This is a genomic window from Mycobacterium sp. SMC-2 (assembly GCF_025263485.1).
Taxonomy (GTDB): domain Bacteria; phylum Actinomycetota; class Actinomycetes; order Mycobacteriales; family Mycobacteriaceae; genus Mycobacterium.
In genome coordinates, this window is sequence record NZ_CP079863.1 from 998,505 (window position 1) to 1,017,556 (window position 19,052).

Genomic DNA, 19,052 nt, shown 5'->3' on the forward strand with positions numbered 1-19,052 from the left:
TGAACTGGCCGGATGGCAAATATCCGGGTCATACCCGGGCGGGGTATAAAGTGGTTTGGTGACGCCGGCCCGGGCACGCACGGCGGCCGGAATGGGCAGGGATGAAGGACTGATGACGAACGCGCACGGATATTCGCCGGAGAAGGACAACTACGCCAAGCGGCTGCGGCGCATCGAGGGCCAGGTGCGTGGCATCGCGCGGATGATCGAGGAAGACAAGTACTGCATCGACGTCCTCACCCAGATAAGTGCCGTCAACAGTGCCCTGCGTTCGGTCGCGCTGAATCTGCTCGATGAACACCTCAACCACTGCGTCACCCGCGCCGTCGCCGAGGGCGGCGACGACGCTGACCAGAAGCTCGCCGAGGCCTCCGCCGCCATCGCGCGCCTGGTTCGTTCCTGATTGGTGACCTAGTTGAAACCTGCGTTCCGGCCCTGATAAGGGGGGAGCGATAGTTGCGGTCCGTACGGTAAGGCAGTGTGATCGCATTAGGCGCGACAACCCAGGAACTGGGTAGCCCGGCCGATACCGACGCCATGACTGCCGAAACCAATGCTGCCGCCCGAACGTGGACCCCACGGGTCGCAGCGCAGCTTGCTGTTCTGGCAGCGGCGGCCTTCACCTATGTGACCGCCGAGATCCTGCCCGTCGGCGCGCTGCCGGCCATCGCCCGCAACCTGCACGTCAGCCTGGTCGTGGTGGGCACGCTGCTGTCGTGGTACGCCCTGGTCGCGGCCCTGACCACGATTCCGCTGGTGCGCTGGACGGCGCATCTGCCACGGCGCCGGGTGCTGGTGGCAAGCCTGACCTGCCTGACCGTCTCGCAGTTGATCTCGGCGCTGGCGCCCACCTTTGCGGTGCTGGCCGCCGGTCGGGTGCTGTGCGCGGTCACCCACGGGCTGCTGTGGTCGGTGATCGCCCCGATCGCGACCCGGCTGGTGCCGCCGACCCACGCCGGCCGCGCGACGATGTCGATCTACGTCGGAACCAGCCTGGCGCTGGTGGTCGGGAGCCCGCTCACCGCGGCCATGAGCCTGATGTGGGGCTGGCGCCTGGCGGTGGTCTGCGTGACCGTGGCGGCCGCCATCGTCACGGTGGCCGCCCGGGTGATGCTGCCGGAGATGGTGCTCACCGAGGACCAGCTCAAATGCGTGGGCCCGCGGGCCCGCCACCACCGCAACCGCCGGCTGATCATCGTCAGCATCATCACCATGGTCGGCGTGACCGGGCATTTCGTGTCGTACACCTACATCGTGGAGATCATCCGCGAAGTCGTGGGCGTGCGCGGGCCGAACCTGGCGTGGGTGCTGGCCGCCTACGGTGCGGCGGGGGTGATAGCCGTCGGCCTGGTGGCGCGGCCGCTCGACCGCCGGCCCAAGGGCGCCATCATCGTCTGCATGGCCGGTTTGACGGCCGCGTTCGTGGTGCTGACCGCGCTGGCCCTGGGCGGCCCGCCCGCCGCGGCGGCCGCCCTGATCGGGACGGCCGCGATCGTGCTCTGGGGGGCGATGGCCACCGCCGTGTCGCCGATGATGCAGTCCGCGGCGATGCGCAGCGGGGCCGACGACCCCGACGGGGCGTCGGGGCTCTACGTGACGGCGTTCCAGGTGGGCATCATGGCGGGCGCGCTGGCGGGCGGCCTGCTGTACGAGCGCAGCGTCGTCCTCATGCTGACCGCGTCGGCCGGTCTGATGGCTGCTGCGCTGGTGGGCGCGGCGGCCAACCGCCAGGCGCTCGACGTTGCGCCGACAAGCTCACGCGATTCATAGCCGGCCAGCTCACCGGCGCAAAATGCCCACGTGACGGGCCGCCGCGCGTCGGTGAAAACGTTAGCTGGCGCAAGCCCTATGCCACACTGTGTCAGGAACACGAACGCGGAGGATGCATATGTCGGGCTGGACGCGCGGGCGGCTGTTGGCCGCCCTGAACGCCGCCGGATTGGCTTCTGTCATGAGTTTGGTACTGGTGCTGAGCGCGGCTCCAGCACTGGCGGATCCTGACGCGGCCCCGGGCGACCCGGGCGCCGTGGCGGGCCCGCCGGGCCCCCCGGCCCCGCCGCCCGACCCGTTCGCGCCACCGCCCCCGGTGGACCCGCTGGCGGCTCCGCCGCCCCCGCCGTGGATGCCCCAGGCGCCTCAACCGGCGGCCGCCCCGGCCGCCGGGCAGAACCCCACCCCGTTCACCGGGACGGCCCCGTTCGGGCCGCCCACGTTCGTCCCGAAAACCGGCTCGACGGTGGGTGTGGGCCAGCCGATCATCATCAACTTCCCGGGTCGCGTCGACGACGCCGGCGCCGCCATAGATGCCGTGCACGTCTCGTCGGTCCCGCCCGTCCCGGGCAAGTTCTACTGGATGACGCCCACCCAGCTGCGCTGGCGTCCGCTCAGCTTCTGGCCGGCGCACACCGCGGTGACGGTCGACGCCGGCGGTACCGTGACCAACTTCCGGACCGGGGACACGCTGGTGGCAACCGCCGACGACGCCACCCATCAGTTGACCGTCACGCGCAACGGGACCGTGGAGAAGACCATCCCGATGTCTATGGGCATGTCGGCCGGCAATCACCAGACCCCCAACGGCACCTATTACGTGCAGGAGAAGATGCCCTCGGTGGTGATGGATTCCTCCACCTACGGGGTCCCGGTCAACTCGACGTACGGCTACAAGGTGACCGTCACCGACGCCGTCCGCTTCGACAACGTCGGCGACTTCGTGCACAGCGCGCCGTGGTCGGTGGATGACCAGGGCAAGCGCGATGTCAGCCACGGCTGCATCAACATCAGCCCGTCCAACGCGAGGTGGTTCTTCGACAACTTCGGTGCCGGGGATCCGATCATCGTGAAGAACTCCACCGGCGGCGGTTACACCAAGAACGACGGCTCCGCCGACTGGATGAACTAAGCCTCAGCCGTCCCCGCAGGATCGCCCGTTCCGAGCCGGAATCGGGCGATTTTGCGTTTGCCAGGGCTTTCGCGGGCTGGCAATTATGTATAGCATCATACATACCACCGAGTCCGAGGAGGAGTGGCGATGCGTAGTCCACGCGAGCGGATGGTGATCTCCGCCGCGCTGTTGATCCGGGAGCGCGGGGCGCACGCCACCGCGATCTCGGACGTCCTGGAACACAGCGGCGCGCCGCGCGGATCGGCCTACCACTACTTTCCGGGCGGCCGGACTCAACTGCTCTGCGAGGCGGTGGACTACGCCGGCGAGCACATCGCCGGGATCATCGCCGAGGCCGAGAGCGGGCCTGAGTTGGTGGACACCCTGGTCGACAAGTACCGCCGCCAGTTGCTCGACACCGACTTCCGCGCGGGCTGCCCCGTGGTCGCGGTCTCGGTGGAAGCCGGCGAGCAAGACGGCGAGCGCATGGCGCCCGTCGTCGAGCGCGCGGCTTCGGTGTTCGACCGCTGGACCGACCTGATCGCGCAGCGCCTCATCGCCGACGGGATAGAGCGCGGGCGGGCCGCCGAGCTGTCGATGCTGGCCACGACCGCGCTCGAGGGCGCGATCGTGCTGGCCCGGGTGCGCCGCGACCTGGCCCCCCTTGACGTCGTGCACCGCCAGTTGAGCGACCTGCTGGCGGCCGAGGTGACCAGAAAGGACGTCGTGCAATGACCGGTGAATGGCAGCCCACGGCGTGCATCCTGTGCGAGTGCAACTGCGGCATCGTCGTCCAAGTCGAAGATCGCCGGCTGGCCCGCATCCGGGGCGACAAGGCGCACCCGGCGTCGCAGGGCTACACCTGCAACAAGGCCCTGCGGCTGGACCACTACCAGAACAGCGGCGCCCGCCTGACCTCTCCGCTGCGCCGCCGCGCAGACGGCAGCTTCGAGGAGATCGATTGGGACACCGCGATTGTCGAGATCGCCGAGGGGTTCAAGCGCATCCGTGACGCCTACGGCGGGGACAAGATCTTCTACTACGGCGGCGGCGGGCAGGGCAACCACCTCGGCGGGGCCTACAGCGGCGCCTTCCTCAAGGCGCTCGGGTCGCGTTACCGGTCGAACGCCCTGGCGCAGGAGAAGACCGGCGAATCTTGGATCGACGGGCAGCTGTACGGCGGTCACACGCGCGGGGAGTTCGAGCACGCCGAAGTGTCGGTGTTCGTCGGGAAGAACCCGTGGATGTCGCAGAGCTTTCCCCGCGCCCGGGTGGTGCTCAACGAGATCGCCAAGGACCCGGCCCGGTCGATGATCGTCATCGATCCCGTCGTCACCGACACGGCCAAGATGTCCGAGTTCCATCTGCGGGTACGGCCCGGCACCGACGCGTGGTGCCTGGCCGCGCTGGCGGCCGTCCTGGTGCAGGAAAACCTCTGCGACGAGACGTTTCTGGCCGAGCACGTGCGCGGCGCGGACGCCGTCCGCGCCGCGCTGCGCGAGGTCCCCGTGGCCGACTACGCGCAGCGGTGCGGGGTCGACGAGGAGTTGTTGCGCGCGGCCGCGCGGCGCATCGGCGCCGCGGCCAGCGTCTCGGTGTTCGAGGACCTCGGCGTGCAGCAGGCGCCCAACAGCACGCTCTGCTCGTACCTGAACAAGCTGCTGTGGATATTCACCGGCAACTTCGCGAAAAAGGGTGGCCAGCACCTGCATTCGGCGTTCGGGCCGCTGTTCGGCCAGTTCTCCGGCCGCACCCCGGTGACCGGCGCGCCCATCATCTCCGGGTTGGTGCCCAGCAACGTCGTGCCCGAGGAGATCCTCACCGACCACCCGGACCGGTTCCGGGCCATGATCGTCGAGAGCAGCAATCCCGCGCACTCGCTGGCTAACTCGGCGGCGTGCCGGGAGGCCTTTGAAGCGCTGGAGCTGATGGTCGTCATCGACGTCGCGATGACCGAGACCGCGCGGCTCGCGCACTACGTGCTGCCCGCGGCCTCCCAGTTCGAGAAGGCGGAAGCGACGTTCTTCAACCTTGAGTTCCCACACAACACTTTTCAACTGCGCAGGCCGCTGTTCGAGCCGCTGCCCGGAACGCTACCCGAGCCCGAGATCTGGGCGCGGCTGGTGCGGGCGCTGGGTGTGGTGGACGATGCGGACCTGCGGCCACTGTCCGAAGCCGCCGAGCGCGGCCGACGGGCCTACACCGAAGCGTTCCTGACCGCCACCGCGACCAACCCGACCGTCGCCAAGCTGCTTCCCTACGTGCTCTACGAGACGCTCGGGCCCACGCTGCCCGACGGTTTGCGGGGCGCGGCCGCCCTGTGGGGGCTCGCCCAGAAGGCCGCGCTGACCTATCCCGACGCCGTGCGTCGCGCCGGCCACGCGGACGGCAACGCGCTGTTCGACGCGATCCTCGGCACCCCGTCCGGGGTGACGTTCACCGTCCACAACTACGAGGACGACTTCGCGTTGGTCAGCCACGCCGATCACAAGATCGCGCTGGAGATCCCCGAGATGCTGGGTGAAATAAGGGCTTTGGCCGCAGCCCCGCCGTGCTTGACCACACCGGACTTCCCGATCGTGTTGTCGGTGGGGGAGCGCCGCGCCTACACCGCCAACGACATCTTCCGCGACCCGTCCTGGCGCAAACGCGACGCCGACGGGGCGCTGCGCGTCAGCGTCGAGGACGCCCAAACCCTGGGACTCGCGGACGGATGCCGCGCCCGCATCAGCACCGCGACCGGCAGCGCCGAGGCCACCGTCGAGATCACCGAGACCATGCTGGCCGGACACGCGGCCCTGCCCAACGGTTTCGGGCTCGACTACGTCGGCGCCAACGGGCGCACCGTGGTTCCGGGTGTCGCCCCGAACGCGCTCACCGCGACGGAATGGCGCGATCCCTACGCCGGCACGCCGTGGCACAAACACGTGCCCGCCCGGATCGAGCCGGTGCCGCTGCCCGTCAGTTCCAGATCCTGACCCGCCGCTGCGGCTCCAGGAACAGCGCATCCTCCTCGGCGACGCCGAACGCCTCGTAGAAGGCGTCCATGTTGCGGATGACGCCGTTGCAGCGGAACTCCGGCGGGGAGTGCGGATCGGTTGCCAGCCGCCGGATCGCCTCCGCCTGACGGGATTTGGTGCGCCACACCTGGGCCCAGCCGTAGAACACGCGCTGCACGCCGGTCAGACCGTCGATGACGGGAGCGGGCTCGCCGTTCAGCGACAGCTGGTAGGCCAACAGGGCGATCGACAACCCGCCCAGATCGCCAATGTTCTCCCCGACGGTGAACGCGCCGTTGACGTGATGCCCGGCGTCCAGGCTCCGCGGCGTGTACGCCTCGTACTGCTCGATCAGAGCCTTGGTGCGGGCGCCGAATTCGGCGCGGTCGGCGTCGGTCCACCAGTCCACCAGGTTGCCGTCGCCGTCGTACTTGGCGCCCTGGTCGTCGAAGCCGTGCCCGATCTCGTGCCCGATCACCGCGCCGATCCCGCCGTAGTTGGCGGCGTCGTCCGCCTCGGGGTCGAAGAACGGCGGCTGCAAAATGGCCGCCGGGAAGACGATTTCGTTCATCCCCGGGTTGTAGTAGGCGTTGACGGTCTGCGGTGTCATGAACCACTCGTCTTTGTCGACCGGGCCGCCCAGCTTGGCCAGCTCACGGTCGTGGTTGACCGCATAGCCGCGCCGGAAGTTGCCGTAGAGGTCGTCACGGTCGATCACCACTTTGGAGTAGTCCCGCCACTTCGCGGGGTAGCCGACCTTGGCGACGAATTTGTCCAGCTTGGTCAACGCCCGCTCCCGCGTCTGCGGCGTCATCCAGTCCAGCTCGCTGATGGATTGCCGATAGGCCGCCTTCAGGTTGTCCACCAGCGCATCGATGCGGGCCTTGGCGTCCGGCGGGAAATACCGCTGCACGTACAGCTTTCCGACGGCATCGCCCATCAGGTGTTCCACCAGCGACACCGCCCGCTTCCAGCGCTCCCGGATCTGCTCGGCCCCGGTCAGCAGCCGGCCGTAGAAGTCGAAATCCGCGGCCACCAGATCGTCGGTCAGCCAGGACGCGCGGGACCGGATCAGCCGCCAACGGGCCCAATCCTTCCAATCCGCCAGCTCCCCAGTGGCCCACAGGTCGGCGAACGCGGTGAGGTAATCGGGTTGCCGCACAACGAGTTCCGCGAAGCCTTGCGGTGTGCCGCCCAGCGCGTGCGCCCACCCGGTCCAGTCGAAGCCCTTGGCCTCGCTCTGCAGGTCCGCGAAGGTGCGCAGGTTGTAGGAGAGTTCGGCGTCGCGGCGCTTGACCACATCCCAGTGCGCGGCGGCCAGCTCGGCCTCCAGCGCCACGATGCGGGCCGCGGTCTCGGCGTGCGCCTCCGGGGGCCCGCCGTACACCAGGGCGAACATCCGCGCGATGTGCCCGGGGTAGGCGGCGAGCACCTCGGCGTGCTGCTCGTCGCGGAAGTAAGACTCGTCGGGCAATCCGATGCCGGACTGGGTGACGTGCACCAGGTAACGGGCCGAGTCCTTGGCGTCGGTGTCGATGTACATCGCGACGCCGCCGCCCACCCCGGTGCGCTGCAGCGCGCCCACCGCCGCCGCCAACGCGTCCGCGTCGGCGGCGGCGTCGATTCTGGCCAGCTCGTCGAGCAGGGGCTGCAGGCCGCGCCGCTCGATGGCCGCCTCGTCGAGGAAGCTGGCGTAGAGGTCACCGATGCGTTGCTGGTCGGTGCCGGCGGCGGCGCCGGTCTGGCTGGCCTCGACGATCAGGTCGCGCACCTGCTCTTCGGCGCGGTCGAACAGGTGACGGAACGCGCCGTCGGTCGCCCGGTCCGCCGGAATGTCGTATTCGGCCAGCCAGCGGCCGTTGACGTGACCGAACAGGTCGTCTTGGGGGCGGGTGTTGGCGTCGACATGGCTCAGCTCGATGCCCGAGCGAATGGCCTCTACAGTCACCCCGCCATCCTTCCATCTTCGCCGGGTGCGACGATCGGGCCATGTCCGACGGCGAGCGAACCGAGCCAGCGACCCCGGAAGAGGAAGACGTCGACGAGCCCGACGAAGCCCTCGACGACGAACCCGAGGCCGCGGGCGGCCCGATATTCTCCCCGTATGGCATCGCGTCGACGGTGCTCGGTGTGCTGTCGGTGGCGGCGATCGTGTTCGGGTTGTTCCTGTGGTCGGGGCACCGCGCCGACACCGCCGAACGCCGCTACCTCACCCGGGTCATGCAAACCGCCGCCGACTGGACGGGTGTGCTGATCAACATGAACAGCGGCAACGTCGACGCCAGCCTGCAACGGCTGCACGACGGGACGGTCGGTGAACTCAACACCGACTTCGATGCGGCGATGCAGCCCTACAAGCAGGTGGTGGAGAAGCTGCAGTCCAAGAGCGCCGGGCGGATCGACGCGGTGGCCGTCGAGGCCGTGCGCCGCGACCTGGACACCCAGCCGGAGGGTGCGAGGCCTCCAAGAGAAGTGGTGACCACAAAGCTGCCGCCGTTCGCGAGCCGTATGGACTCGGTGATGCTGGTGGCGACCTCGGTCAGCGAGAACGCCGGCGCCAAACCGCAGACGGTGCACTGGAACCTGCGGCTCGACGTGTCCAACGTGGACGGCAAGCTGATGATCTCGGGTCTGGAGTCGATCCGATGAGAAACCTCTGGCGCCTGCTCGCGTTCGACATCCTGGCCCCGCTGGCCGCGATCGCGGCGCTGCTGGCGATCGGGCTGATCCTCGGCTGGCCGCTGTGGTGGGTTTCGGCGTGCTCGGTGCTCGTGCTGCTGATCGTCGAGGGCGTCGGCGTCAATTTCTGGCTGCTGCGGCGTGATTCGGTCAGCCTCGGCACCGACGACGACGCGCCGGGGCTCCGATTGGCCGTCGTCTTCCTGTGCACGGCCGCGCTGGTGGCCGCGGTGGTCACCGGCTACACGCATTGGACGCGGTCGGACCGCGAGTTCAAGGACGACTCCCGCGACGTGGTCCGGGTCGCCACGGCGATGGCGGAGGCGATGGCCTCGTTCACCCCGGGCACCCCGGACAGCTCGATCGACCGGGCCACGGCGCTGATCGTCCCGGAACACGCCGCCGCCTTCAAAGAGCAGTACACGAAGTCCAGCTCGGAGCTGGCCCAGCACAACGTCACCGCGCAGGCCAACACGCTGGCGGCCGGGGTCGAGGCGCTGGGGCCGTCGGCCGCCAGCGTCGCGGTGATCCTGCGGGTCACCCAGAACGCGCCGGGCCAACCGGCCAGCCAGTCGGCGCCCGCGCTGCGGGTGGCGCTGACCAAGCACGGCGACGCCTGGCTGGTGTCGGACGTGCTGCCGATCAGGTGATCAGTTGGACTCGGCCGAGCGTGTCGCGTTCACCTTGACGAACCGGTCCGACAACCGGCGCATCCGGATCATCAGCGAGGCCGACGGGCTGGTCCTGCCGTCCGCGTAGGCGTCCAGTTCCTCGGCGGAAACCCCGATCCGGGAAGCGAATTCCTGTGGCGCCAGGCCCGATCGGTCGATGAGCAGCCGCACGTGGCGGGCCACCTCGGCGCGCTCGTTGGCTTCCAGGTGGGTGCGCGCGCGTTCCAGCACCTCCCACAACGCCTTGGAGATGCCGTAGGGGCGGCTGCCTTCGAGCACCTCTTCGACCTGGCGGGCGGTCCGCCCGTACGGATCGCGCTTCAGGGCGGCGGCGATGCGCTTCCAGGTGGCGATGTCGCCGCCCTGCAGCGCGGCGCGAATGGCCGACGTCGGCCAGAACTCCACCGGCTGGTCGGGGTCCTGGGCGGGCGCGCCTTCGCGCCTGCCCGGCCCGGCGGCCGGCCGGTGGGGCGGCGCGGGGCGTCGGTCAGGTGCCAACGTCACCTCGCCTCCTCCAGCATCGCTACGGCCACCGACAGGCAGCGCTGCCTGATCTCCTCCCAGTCCGGGCGGGCGTCGGCCCCGGTTCCCTGCTCGTCGTCGAAATCGCAGGGGTCGGGATCCGCGAGTCGTCGGACCAACTGGGTGGCGATCCATTCCCGCCTGGGCGACTGACAACAGTAGTACCTGTCCATGCCGGCCAGCACCACCGCGGCGGTCTCGGGCTCCAACGTTTCAACCATATCGGCAAAGTCGGCATAGTCGCGGCGGCTGTTACGGCACATGATGAGGTACCCCTTGAGGCGCAGCGCCTCCGCGCCGGTCGGGACCAGCAGCCGGTCGCCGGTGGGCAGCTGCACGTGGGTGGTCTCCACCGGGCAGCGGCGTTCGTAGATCGGGTCGGCGGCATCGGTCTCGCTCTGAAGCGCGTCGATGGCCACCGAAAGCCGCCCCCGCCACAACGTGACCGGGTGGACGGGCCGGTCCGTCCCGGCGATCGCCTTGGCGATGCCGTTGCGTGTCGTCAGCCCGCCGACCAGTTTCTTGGGTCCCGAGGCGCCGTTGGTGTGACCGCTGCTGCCGGCCTTCCCGCCGGCGGGACCCGCCCCGACCCCCGCCTTCTCGTCGTCGATGTTGACCTGGTGGGGGATCTGACCGGGGTCGCGCCCGCGGTCCTGGTCGGCCCCCTGCCTCTGGCTGCCGTTGCGGCCGCAGCCGGTGAAGGCCAGCGGGTCGGTCACGCAAATGGCGTCGGGCGCCAAATGCTTGAGTTTGGCCGCCGACTTGAGCACCATCCGCAGGTCGGCGTTGGGCGCGGCCAGCGCCGAGATGTCGTCGGGGATGACCACGACGTCGGCCAGGTCGACCGCGGGCAGCGGCCGGTCGAAGTCGACCGACGGCAGCATCCGGGACAGCCACGGGGGCAGCCACCAGTTCCACTGGGCGAACATCGCCATCAACGCGGGCACCAGCACCAGCCGCACCACCGTCGCGTCCACCGCGATCGCCACCGCGCACGCCACGCCGATCTCGGCGACCAGCGGCATGCCGGCGAACGCGAAGCCGACGAAGACCGCGATCATGATCAGGGCCGCGCTGGTGATGGTGCGGGCGCTGGTGCTCACGCCGTACGCCACGGCGTCGCGGGTGTTCCCGGAGTGCAGGAAGCGTTCCCGGATGCGGGTCAGCAGGAAGATCTCGTAGTCCATCGACAACCCGAAGGTCATCGCGAGCACGAGCGGGGGGACGGTGCTGTCGATCGAGCTGATCTGAGCGAACCCGAGATCCTTCAGCCAGCCCCACTGGAACACCATCACCAGGCTGCCGTAGGCGGCCGCGACCGACAGCAAGGTCATCAGCACGCCCTTGAGCGCCAGGAAGACCGAGTGGACCGAGACGAGCAGCATCACGAACGCGATCAGCGCGACGATGGCCAGCACCAGCGGCTCGGTCTTGGACACCTGGTCGTCGAAGTCCTTGATCAGCGCGGTCGGGCCGCCGACATCCACGCGCGCGGTGCCCCGGTCGGGCACCTTGGGCAGCTGCGCGCGCATCCAGCCGACGGTCCCGCGGGCGCGCATGTCCTCGGGGTCGACGGACAACACCGCGGACAGCAAGGCGCTGCCGTTGTCCTCGGCGAATTGCGGCGGCGCCACCGAGACGATGTTGGGGGCCTGCATCATCCGCTGCCGGATCGCGCTGATGGTCTGGCTGTGTTCGGGTGAGGCGGCGCCGCCGTCCGGGAAGGTGATCAGCACCCGGATCGGGCCGAGCGCGCCGGGGCCGAGGGCCTCGGCCGCCGCGCCCACCCCGGCGCGGATTTCGTGCGACGAGTCGAACTGGCGCAGCAGGCTGTTGCCCAGCACCATCGAGGAAGCCGGTGCGGCCATGACGAGCAGGACCAGCGATGCCGCCACCGCCGACATCCACGGCCGCCGCATCACCCACCCGATCCAGCGGTTCCAGAACCGGGATTGGCCGCACTCGGGCCCGCGCGACCAGTGCAGCAACGCCGACCTCTTGGCGGCCGACCGGCCGAACGTCGCCAGCGCCGCCGGGGTCAGCGTGGTCGAGGTCAACATCGCGACGGCGACGGCCAGGATGGCGCCGGTCGCCATCGACTTCAGCGCCGGGGTGTTGATCACGTAAATCCCGGTGAGGGAGGCGACGACCGTCATCCCCGACAACACCACGGCCAGCCCCGAGGTGGCCATCGCGGCGTCGACGGCCTCCCGTGGCTCGCGGCCGCACCGCAGCTCCTCGCGGAAGCGCATCAAGATGAACAGCGAATAGTCGACGGCCAGCGCGATCCCGAACATGGACACCGTCGAGGTCACGAACACCGACATGGTCGTGTAGGACGACAGCAGGTAGACCAGGCCCATGGTGACCACGACGGTGCAGACGCCGAGGGCAAGGGGGATGGCCGCGGCCGCGAGCGAGCCGAACACGGCCAGCAGCACGATGAGGATCACCGGCAGGTTCCAGCGCTCGGCGGCGGCGATGTCGTGCTTGGTGTTCTGTGCCGCTGCGGCGGACAGGGCGCCCTGCCCGATCACGTACAGCCGCACCCGGCCGTCCGCGGTCTGGCCGGCCTGGTCGCCCTTGACGCCGACCTTTGTGCGCAGCCGTTTGGCGACGTCACTGGTGTTACGGGAATCCAGCCGCAGCGACAGCACATACGGCCGGTCGGGCTGCGGCGGTCGTTGGGTGGGGTTGGGCACCTCCGCGACGCCGGGGACCTCGGCGACGGTTCGCCTCAACTGTGCGACCGCGTCGTTGATGTCGGAATAGCTGGCATCGGGGCGGGGGGCCGCCACCAACGCCAGCGAGGACGACCCCTGGTCGTGGTACAGCTCCTCGAGCTGGTCGTGCACGAGCAGCGACTGCGAACCCGCCACCTCGAAACCGCCGCCGGTCAGGTTCCCCGACTGCGTCAGGGCCAGATAGACCGCCGGAACCAAGGCCAGCAACCAGCCGGTGAAGACCAACCAGCGGTACTTACGCAGGCTGCGGCTGAGGCGCATCATTAACTGCTGGATCTCTTCACTCCCCGTGTGTCGCGCAACGCGTGCTGGCGAGAATACCGCAGCAGCCTGTGGATGATGTCGGCTTTCTGGTTCCTGAGCTGCAGCGACGGGGTTGTTGCCCGGACGCTGCCAAGTCGTTGTGAATCGGTTACCGGCGGGGATTTTCCTCACACGGGCTCATGCGGGCTGGCAGGGGGGATGCCGGCGATGGCAGGATGTCGGATGGCCCGCGGGGCCCCGGGGAACTCCGCGATCGAAAAGGCCGTCTATTGCAGCGGTTTGCGAGGCGTCGGCGCTGCGCGCGACGTCGCAAACACCTAAGGAGTTTGCATGACCAGAGCCACCGTGACCGGGCGCCGCAAGATCGCCGCCGGGCTGATCGCCACCACCGTGCCCTGCGCCGCCCTCGCGGTCCTCGCCGGGCCGGCGGCGACGGGCGCCAACGACCCGTGCGCGGCCAGTGAAGTCGCCCGGACGATCGGTTCGGTCTCGAAGTCGATGGGCGATTACCTGGACTCGCATCCGGAGACCAATCAGACGATGACCTCGATGCTGCAGCAGCAGGCCGGCCCGCAGTCGATGACCGGGCTGAAGTCCTACTTCGAGGCCAACCCGAAGGTTGCCGGTGACATGACGTCGATCGCCCAGCCGCTGACCAATCTGTCGTTGCAGTGCAAGTTGCCGATCTCGCCCGCGCAGGCGATGGGCATGATGCAGCAGGCACAAGGCGCGGCCGGCGGGCTGCCGGCCCTGCCGGGTAGTGCGGCGGGGGCGCTGCCGCTGGGCACGCCGGCCTCTCCGCCGGCGGCCACCGGGCCCGCCGCACCGGCGCCGGCCAACCCGCTGTCGGGCCCGCCGCGGGGCAACACCGCCGGTTAGCTGTCGGTTTCCGGGCTCCGGTCGGGCGGTAAGGGGCCCTGCAGGGCGGTCTCGGTCGGATCGTTCGCGACCTGCTCGGGCCGCGCCGCGGGCTCGGGGCCCGGGGCCGCCTCCTCGTCGTCCGGGACGGCGACGTTCTCGGTGCGGAACACGAAGAAGAACACCACCCAGCCGATCGCGGAGATGAGCAACCAGCTGATCAGCCGGTAGATCAGCATGGCCGAAATCGCGTTCGGCAACGACATGCCGCTGGACACCAGCCCCGGCACCAGCACCGCCTCGACCACCAGCAGCCCGCCCGGCATCAGCGGTATCGTGCCGACGGCGCGGGCGGCCGCGTAGGCCACCGTCAGCCCGGCGACCGACGCGTGGTCCCCGGCGGCGTAGGCGGCGAAGCCCAGGCAGGCCACGTCCGCGATCCAGTTGAACATCGACCAGCCGAACGCCACCCCCATGTCGCGCCGGCCCAGGCTCACCGACTCGAGCTGCATCAGGGTCTCGCGCCACTTGTCCAGGCCGCTGTCGGCGGGTCGGCCGCGCACGGAGTTGACCCACGACAACACCCGGCAGCCGATCCCGTCGATCAGTTCCGGCCGCGACGCGACCGCTTGGGCCAGAAGCAACAACGCGACAAAGCCGCCGAGGGTGAACAGCAACGAGAACGGGTTGTTCTTCGCGCCGAGGAAGAAGGCCCCGCCCAGCCCGAGCAGCGCCAGCCCCACGGCCTGCAGGACGCCCGCCATCACCAGCTGCCACGACGCCACCAGCGTGGAAGCGCCCCAAATCCGTTGCTGCCGAAGCAAAAACGTCGCCGAAAGCACCGGCCCACCGGGCAGCGTGGTGCTCAGCGAGTTGGCGGCGTAGACGGCGGCTTCCGACCGCAACTGCTTGACGTGCACGCCGGCCGACCGGAGCAGCGTGCGCTGGATCTGCGCGAAGCTGTGCATCGACGCGGCCGCCGCCACCACCGATGCCAGCAGCCACCACCAGTTCGCCTCGTACAGGCTCATCCAGGCCTTGGCCAGCTGATGCCAGCCCAGCGAGACCTCCACGGCAAGCACGATCGCGACGATCCCGAGGATCACCCATCGCACCCACCAGTACTTCCCGCGCGGGGCCTCTTCGCGCGGGAAGTCGAGATTGCGGGCCGGTGCGTCGTGCGACACGTGGTTTAGGGTAACGGTGCAGGTGGCGCGGGGATCCCCGCGCGGCGCCTACCGTGTCGTCGTCGTAACCGGATCGTGCCGGCGCGGCCGCGCCCGGCGCGGGTGCGCGCAGGTTTGGCGGTGCCCCGCGCCGGATAGGCTCACCCAATGCCGGCAAACACCGACGACGCTTCGGTCGAACCCCTTGTCCGCAAGACCGCAGCCTGGGCCTGGCGTTTGCTGGTCATCCTCGCGGCGCTGATCGCCCTGCTGTGGGTGGTGAAGAAACTCGAGGTCATCGTCGTCCCGGTGCTGGTGGCGCTGCTGCTCAGCGCGCTGCTGCTGCCGGTGGTCGACTGGCTCGATCGCCGTGGTGTGCCCCGCGGTGGCGCGGTGACGCTGGTGCTGCTCGGGGGCTTCGGCATCCTGGGGGGCATCCTGGCGTTCGTCATCAACCAGTTCGTGGACGGTCTACCCGGCCTGACCGAACAGGTGACCCGCAGCATCGAGTCCACCCGGCACTGGCTGATCAACGGACCCCCGCATCTGCGCCGCGAACAGATCGACAACGCGGGCAACGCCGCGATCGAGGCGTTGCGCAACAATCAGGCGAAGCTGGAAAGCGGCGCCCTGTCCACCGCGGCCACCATCACGGAGCTGGTCACGGCGGCGGTGCTGGTGCTGTTCACGCTGATCTTCTTCCTCTACGGCGGCCGCAACATCTGGGCCTACGTGTCCAAGATCTTCCCGTCCGACGTCCGCGACCGGGTGAGCGAGGCGGGCCGCGCGGGATACGGGTCGCTGACCGCGTACGTGCGGGCCACCTTCCTGGTGGCGCTCACCGACGCGGCCGGGGTCGGCACGGGGTTGGCGATCATGGGCATCCCGTTGGCGCTGCCGCTGGCCTCGCTGGTCTTCCTGGGTGCCTTCATCCCGCTGATCGGTGCGTTGGTCTCGGGCCTGCTGGCCGTGGTGGTCGCCCTGTTGGCCAAAGGCTTTGTCTACGCGCTGATTACGCTCGGTTTGCTGATCGCGGTGAACCAGCTGGAGGCCCACGTGCTGCAGCCGCTGGTGATGGGCCGCGCGGTGTCGATCCACCCGCTGGCGGTGGTGCTGGCCATCGCCACCGGCGGCGTGCTCGCCGGGATCGTCGGCGCGCTGTTGGCCGTCCCGACGGTCGCTTTTTTCAACAACGCGTTGCAGGTGCTGCTCGCCCGCGACCCCGCCGCCGAAGCCGAGAAGCAGACCGAGGAGGCCGACGAGGCCGACGAGGCCGGCACGATTCTGCAGGCCGAACCGGACGAACCGACGACCAAGTCGGGCTGAGGCCTACAGCCGTCCCTCGCGGCGGAGCAGGTCCTGGGCGGACAGGCCGCCGCCGGAGCGTCGGCGCTGCCGCGCGTCGCCGTTCTCACCGCGGGAGTTCATCTTTTCCGTGGCCGCGTCGGAGTCGTTTCCCTCCGGGCGCGGGAAGGCCGCGGTGGGTTCGGCCGCATCGCCCTTGTCGTCAGAATGATTGGGGGGCACCGGAATTGCACGGGTTTGGCCGCCGGACGGTGGCGGTGGTGGCGCCGCGGGGCCCGGGGCGGGAGGTCGTGCCGGCTTCGGCGGGGCGGCATTGGGCGGCCGCTCGTGGCCCGGGGAAGGCGGGCCGGCGGGTGCGGCGTTGGGCACGGAAAGGCGCGTCGTCTTGGCCTCCGTCGGCTGACCGGGCCGCGTCTGCAGGCGCGTGGTGTTGGCGGCATCGGGTGACGGCGCCGCGGTGCGCGCCGCCGCGCCCGCGGGCACTTCCGTGGCGGGTTTGGGCTTCTCGGAGCCCGGACGCGTCGCGCGTGACGGCTCGAGGGCGGCCGGGTGGGTGGGGTCGTGCGGCGAGCGCGGCCCGGCCGCGACCAGGCTGGCCGCCACCGGCGGCCGTGCGGGCCGCCCGTCGAGGGTCGGACGCTTGCGCTCGTCGGGCAGGTCGATCTCGCCCAGCCCGATCTTGTTCTGCAGCCGCCTCGCCCAGCGCGGGGCCCACCAGCAGTCGTCGCCGAGCAGCTTCATCACCGACGGCACCAGGAACATCCGGACGATGGTCGCGTCCAGCAGCAGGGCCGCCATCAGACCGAACGCCAGGTACTTCATCAGCACCAGGTCGGAGAACACGAACGAGCCGGCGACCACGGCCAGGACCAGCGCGGCGGCCGTGATCAGCCGCCCGGTCGTAGCGGTCCCGATCCGGATCGCTTCCGCGGTCGACATGCCGCGTTCGCGCGCCTCCACCATGCGGGACACCAGGAACACCTCGTAGTCGGTCGCCAGGCCGAAACCGACCGCGACGACCAGCGCGATGACCACCACCATCAGCGGAGTCGGCGTGAAATTCAGCCAATGCGAGAAGTGGCCGTCAACGAAGATCCAGGTCAGGATGCCCATCGTGGACCCCAGCGTCAGCGCGCTCATCACCGCCGCCTTGACCGGCAACACCACCGAACCGAACGCCAGGAACATCAGCAGCATGGTGGCGCCCAGCAAGAGGACCAGCATCAGCGGAGCCTTGTCGAACAGGCTGTGGATGCTGTCCTGCTCCAGCGCCGGTGTGCCGCCGACATAGACGTTGAGGCCCTTCGGCGGGTTTATCGCCCGCAGTTCGCTGAGCTTCTTGGCGGCATCGTTCTTGTTCACCAGCCCGTTCTCGATCACCCGTACCGAGCCGTCCTTGGGCACCGTCGTCCCGTTCGGTCCGGCGACGCAGGGGTTGCCGGCGATGGTCGGGCACGCCCGCTCCTCCCACGTCTTGTCGGTGAAGCCACCGATCGAGGAGATCCGGTTCCGGATGTCGGCGACCTGCTGGTCGGTCACCTTGCTGTGGTTGGTGCTCTGGATGACCACCGTCAGCTGCTCGGTCCGATACCCGGGGAAGAGCTTGTCGAAGTGCTCCTGCGCCAGGCGCACCGCGTTGTTCGGTGGCAGGTATTTCTCGCTCATGCCGCCGAAGGAAAGGTTGCCCAACGGGATGACCAGCAAGATCATGCCGACGGCGATCGGGATGGCGAAGGCCAGCGGCCGCTTCATCACCCAGTTGACCAGCTTGCCCCAGAACCCGGCCTCGACCTCTTCGCGGGTCTTGGTCTTCTGCAGCCGGTCCGCCAGCCAGTTGAGGTAGGCGCGCGAATACTTCCAATTCCGCAGGAACGGCACCCGGAACGCGGTCCGCACTCCCAGCGCGTCGACGTGCCGGCCCAGGATGCCCAGGCAGGCCGGCAAGAACGTGATCGACAGCAGGGCGGCTAGCCCCACCGCGGCGAAGATCGCGTAGGTCAGCGAGTGCACGAAGCCCTGCGGCAACACCAGCAGGCTGGCGCTCGAGGCGATGATCAGCACGGCTGAGAACGTCACGGTGCGACCCGCCGTCATGACGGTACGGCGCACGGCGGCCTCGGTGTCGTAACCCTCGGCGATCTCCTCCCGGAATCGGCTGACCACGAAGAGCCCGTAGTCGATGGCGATACCGAGGCCGATCAGCGAGACCACCGGCTGGGCGAAGAAGTGCACCGGCCCGAAGACGGCGACCAGCCGCAGGATGCCCAGCGAGCCCGCGATGCTCAGGCCGCCCACGATGGCCGGCAGGCCGGCGGCGACCGCGCCGCCGAACACCAGGAACAGCACCACCGCCACCAGCGGCACCGCGAGGACCTCCATGCGGCGCTGGTCGGTGGCGATGGTGCCGGTCAAGGCGTTGGCGATCGGCTCGAGGCCGGCCAGCTCCACCGTGCCGCCGTCAAGCTTCTGCAGGGCCGGGGCGACGGCCTTGTAGTTGTTGAGGATGCTGTCGTCGTCGTCGCCCTTGAGCGGGATGGACACGAAGGTGTGCTTCTTGTCCTCGCTGACCATTCCCTTGATGACCGGGTTGGTGCTGTCCGGCGCCGCCAGCCACCCGGCCCAACCGACGACCTGGTCGGGATGGTCGGCCTTGAACTTGTTCAGCTCGCCGACGATCTTGTCCCGCCAGGCCGCGTCGTCGACGGTTTGTCCCTTGGGAGCGGTGAAGGTGGCGACGATGTGGCTGGTGCGGTCCCGGCCATAGGTCTGGTCGCCCAGCACCGAGGCCTTCACGGATTGACTGCCGTCGTCGTAGAAGCCGCTCTGTGTGACATGCTTGCCGAGGCTGATTCCGAAAACGCCGCCCAGAAGGCACAGAGCTACCGTGACCCCGATCACGATGTACCGGTACCGGTACACAGTTCGACCCCACCAGGCGAACACGCAAGCTCCTTACTGGA

The 19,052-nt window shown here is 69.4% G+C and carries 14 protein-coding genes; 9 read left to right on the forward strand and 5 right to left on the reverse strand.

The features are described from left to right. The first annotated feature begins 112 nt into the window (after positions 1–112). The 5 genes from KXD96_RS04785 to KXD96_RS04805 all read left to right on the forward strand — a co-directional run bounded on the left by KXD96_RS04785 (position 113) and on the right by KXD96_RS04805 (position 5,862). A complete protein-coding gene (locus KXD96_RS04785) occupies positions 113–403 on the forward strand; it encodes a metal-sensitive transcriptional regulator (protein ID WP_260743259.1) in 291 nt (96 codons plus the stop codon). Positions 404–537: 134 nt separating this feature from the next. Further along, the gene (locus KXD96_RS04790) at positions 538–1,770 is read left to right on the forward strand and encodes an MFS transporter (protein ID WP_260743261.1); all 1,233 of its coding nucleotides are present in this window, start codon (positions 538–540) and stop codon (positions 1,768–1,770) included. Between the two features lie 118 nt (positions 1,771–1,888). Continuing rightward, positions 1,889–2,902 carry a L,D-transpeptidase gene (locus KXD96_RS04795; protein WP_260743262.1) on the forward strand — a complete coding sequence of 338 codons (1,014 nt, stop codon included), beginning with the start codon at positions 1,889–1,891 and terminating at the stop codon, positions 2,900–2,902. A 129-nt stretch (positions 2,903–3,031) separates the two neighbouring features. Beyond that, positions 3,032–3,619: a TetR/AcrR family transcriptional regulator gene (locus KXD96_RS04800; RefSeq protein ID WP_260743264.1), complete on the forward strand. Its 588-nt coding sequence runs from the start codon at positions 3,032–3,034 to the stop codon at positions 3,617–3,619. Next, positions 3,616–5,862 (forward strand): molybdopterin oxidoreductase family protein, encoded by a 2,247-nt coding sequence (locus KXD96_RS04805; RefSeq protein ID WP_260743265.1) that lies wholly within the window; start codon positions 3,616–3,618, stop codon positions 5,860–5,862. The genes KXD96_RS04800 and KXD96_RS04805 overlap by 4 nt, the downstream gene beginning before the upstream one ends. On the opposite strand, the gene KXD96_RS04810 is transcribed toward KXD96_RS04805, so the two are convergent. After that, positions 5,846–7,831 (reverse strand): M13 family metallopeptidase, encoded by a 1,986-nt coding sequence (locus KXD96_RS04810; protein WP_260743266.1) that lies wholly within the window; start codon positions 7,829–7,831, stop codon positions 5,846–5,848. The genes KXD96_RS04805 and KXD96_RS04810 overlap by 17 nt on opposite strands. Positions 7,832–7,872: 41 nt before the next feature. Between KXD96_RS04810 and KXD96_RS04815 the strand changes: the two genes are divergently transcribed. Both KXD96_RS04815 and KXD96_RS04820 read left to right on the forward strand, forming a co-directional pair. Beyond that, positions 7,873–8,532 (forward strand): hypothetical protein, encoded by a 660-nt coding sequence (locus KXD96_RS04815; RefSeq protein ID WP_260743267.1) that lies wholly within the window; start codon positions 7,873–7,875, stop codon positions 8,530–8,532. Then, positions 8,529–9,212 carry a hypothetical protein gene (locus tag KXD96_RS04820; protein WP_260743268.1) on the forward strand — a complete coding sequence of 228 codons (684 nt, stop codon included), beginning with the start codon at positions 8,529–8,531 and terminating at the stop codon, positions 9,210–9,212. The genes KXD96_RS04815 and KXD96_RS04820 overlap by 4 nt, the downstream gene beginning before the upstream one ends. Here KXD96_RS04820 and KXD96_RS04825 read toward each other — a convergent pair whose 3' ends face one another. Together KXD96_RS04825 and KXD96_RS04830 are read right to left on the reverse strand one after the other, a co-directional pair. Beyond that, positions 9,213–9,737 carry an XRE family transcriptional regulator gene (locus KXD96_RS04825; RefSeq protein ID WP_260743269.1) on the reverse strand — a complete coding sequence of 175 codons (525 nt, stop codon included), beginning with the start codon at positions 9,735–9,737 and terminating at the stop codon, positions 9,213–9,215. It lies immediately after the preceding gene. Then, positions 9,734–12,763: an MMPL family transporter gene (locus KXD96_RS04830; protein ID WP_260743271.1), complete on the reverse strand. Its 3,030-nt coding sequence runs from the start codon at positions 12,761–12,763 to the stop codon at positions 9,734–9,736. The genes KXD96_RS04825 and KXD96_RS04830 overlap by 4 nt, the downstream gene beginning before the upstream one ends. 330 nt (positions 12,764–13,093) lie before the next feature. On the opposite strand from KXD96_RS04830, the gene KXD96_RS04835 reads away from it, so the two are divergent. Further along, positions 13,094–13,642 (forward strand): hemophore, encoded by a 549-nt coding sequence (locus KXD96_RS04835; RefSeq protein WP_260743274.1) that lies wholly within the window; start codon positions 13,094–13,096, stop codon positions 13,640–13,642. Here KXD96_RS04835 and KXD96_RS04840 read toward each other — a convergent pair. Next, positions 13,639–14,808, reverse strand: a complete 1,170-nt coding sequence (locus KXD96_RS04840; protein WP_260743276.1) for a YbhN family protein — start codon at positions 14,806–14,808, stop codon at positions 13,639–13,641. The two genes, KXD96_RS04835 and KXD96_RS04840, sit on opposite strands and share 4 nt — an antisense overlap. 147 nt (positions 14,809–14,955) lie before the next feature. Between KXD96_RS04840 and KXD96_RS04845 the strand changes: the two genes are divergently transcribed. Then, positions 14,956–16,113 carry an AI-2E family transporter gene (locus tag KXD96_RS04845; RefSeq protein ID WP_260743278.1) on the forward strand — a complete coding sequence of 386 codons (1,158 nt, stop codon included), beginning with the start codon at positions 14,956–14,958 and terminating at the stop codon, positions 16,111–16,113. Between the two features lie 3 nt (positions 16,114–16,116). On the opposite strand, the gene KXD96_RS04850 is transcribed toward KXD96_RS04845, so the two are convergent. Beyond that, positions 16,117–19,035: an MMPL family transporter gene (locus KXD96_RS04850; RefSeq protein ID WP_260743279.1), complete on the reverse strand. Its 2,919-nt coding sequence runs from the start codon at positions 19,033–19,035 to the stop codon at positions 16,117–16,119. Positions 19,036–19,052 lie beyond the last annotated feature (17 nt).

What these genes read in the sequence shown, in the direction of transcription:
- KXD96_RS04815 (WP_260743267.1), top strand. Translation starts at nt 7,873, where the DNA reads ATGTCCGACGGCGAGCGAACCGAGCCAGCGACCCCGGAAGAGGAAGAC.
- KXD96_RS04795 (WP_260743262.1), top strand. Translation starts at nt 1,889, where the DNA reads ATGTCGGGCTGGACGCGCGGGCGGCTGTTGGCCGCCCTGAACGCCGCC.
- KXD96_RS04790 (WP_260743261.1), top strand. Translation starts at nt 538, where the DNA reads ATGACTGCCGAAACCAATGCTGCCGCCCGAACGTGGACCCCACGGGTC.
- KXD96_RS04835 (WP_260743274.1), top strand. Translation starts at nt 13,094, where the DNA reads ATGACCAGAGCCACCGTGACCGGGCGCCGCAAGATCGCCGCCGGGCTG.
- KXD96_RS04785 (WP_260743259.1), top strand. Translation starts at nt 113, where the DNA reads ATGACGAACGCGCACGGATATTCGCCGGAGAAGGACAACTACGCCAAG.
- KXD96_RS04830 (WP_260743271.1), bottom strand. Translation starts at nt 12,763, where the DNA reads ATGATGCGCCTCAGCCGCAGCCTGCGTAAGTACCGCTGGTTGGTCTTC.
- KXD96_RS04820 (WP_260743268.1), top strand. Translation starts at nt 8,529, where the DNA reads ATGAGAAACCTCTGGCGCCTGCTCGCGTTCGACATCCTGGCCCCGCTG.
- KXD96_RS04800 (WP_260743264.1), top strand. Translation starts at nt 3,032, where the DNA reads ATGCGTAGTCCACGCGAGCGGATGGTGATCTCCGCCGCGCTGTTGATC.
- KXD96_RS04845 (WP_260743278.1), top strand. Translation starts at nt 14,956, where the DNA reads ATGCCGGCAAACACCGACGACGCTTCGGTCGAACCCCTTGTCCGCAAG.
- KXD96_RS04805 (WP_260743265.1), top strand. Translation starts at nt 3,616, where the DNA reads ATGACCGGTGAATGGCAGCCCACGGCGTGCATCCTGTGCGAGTGCAAC.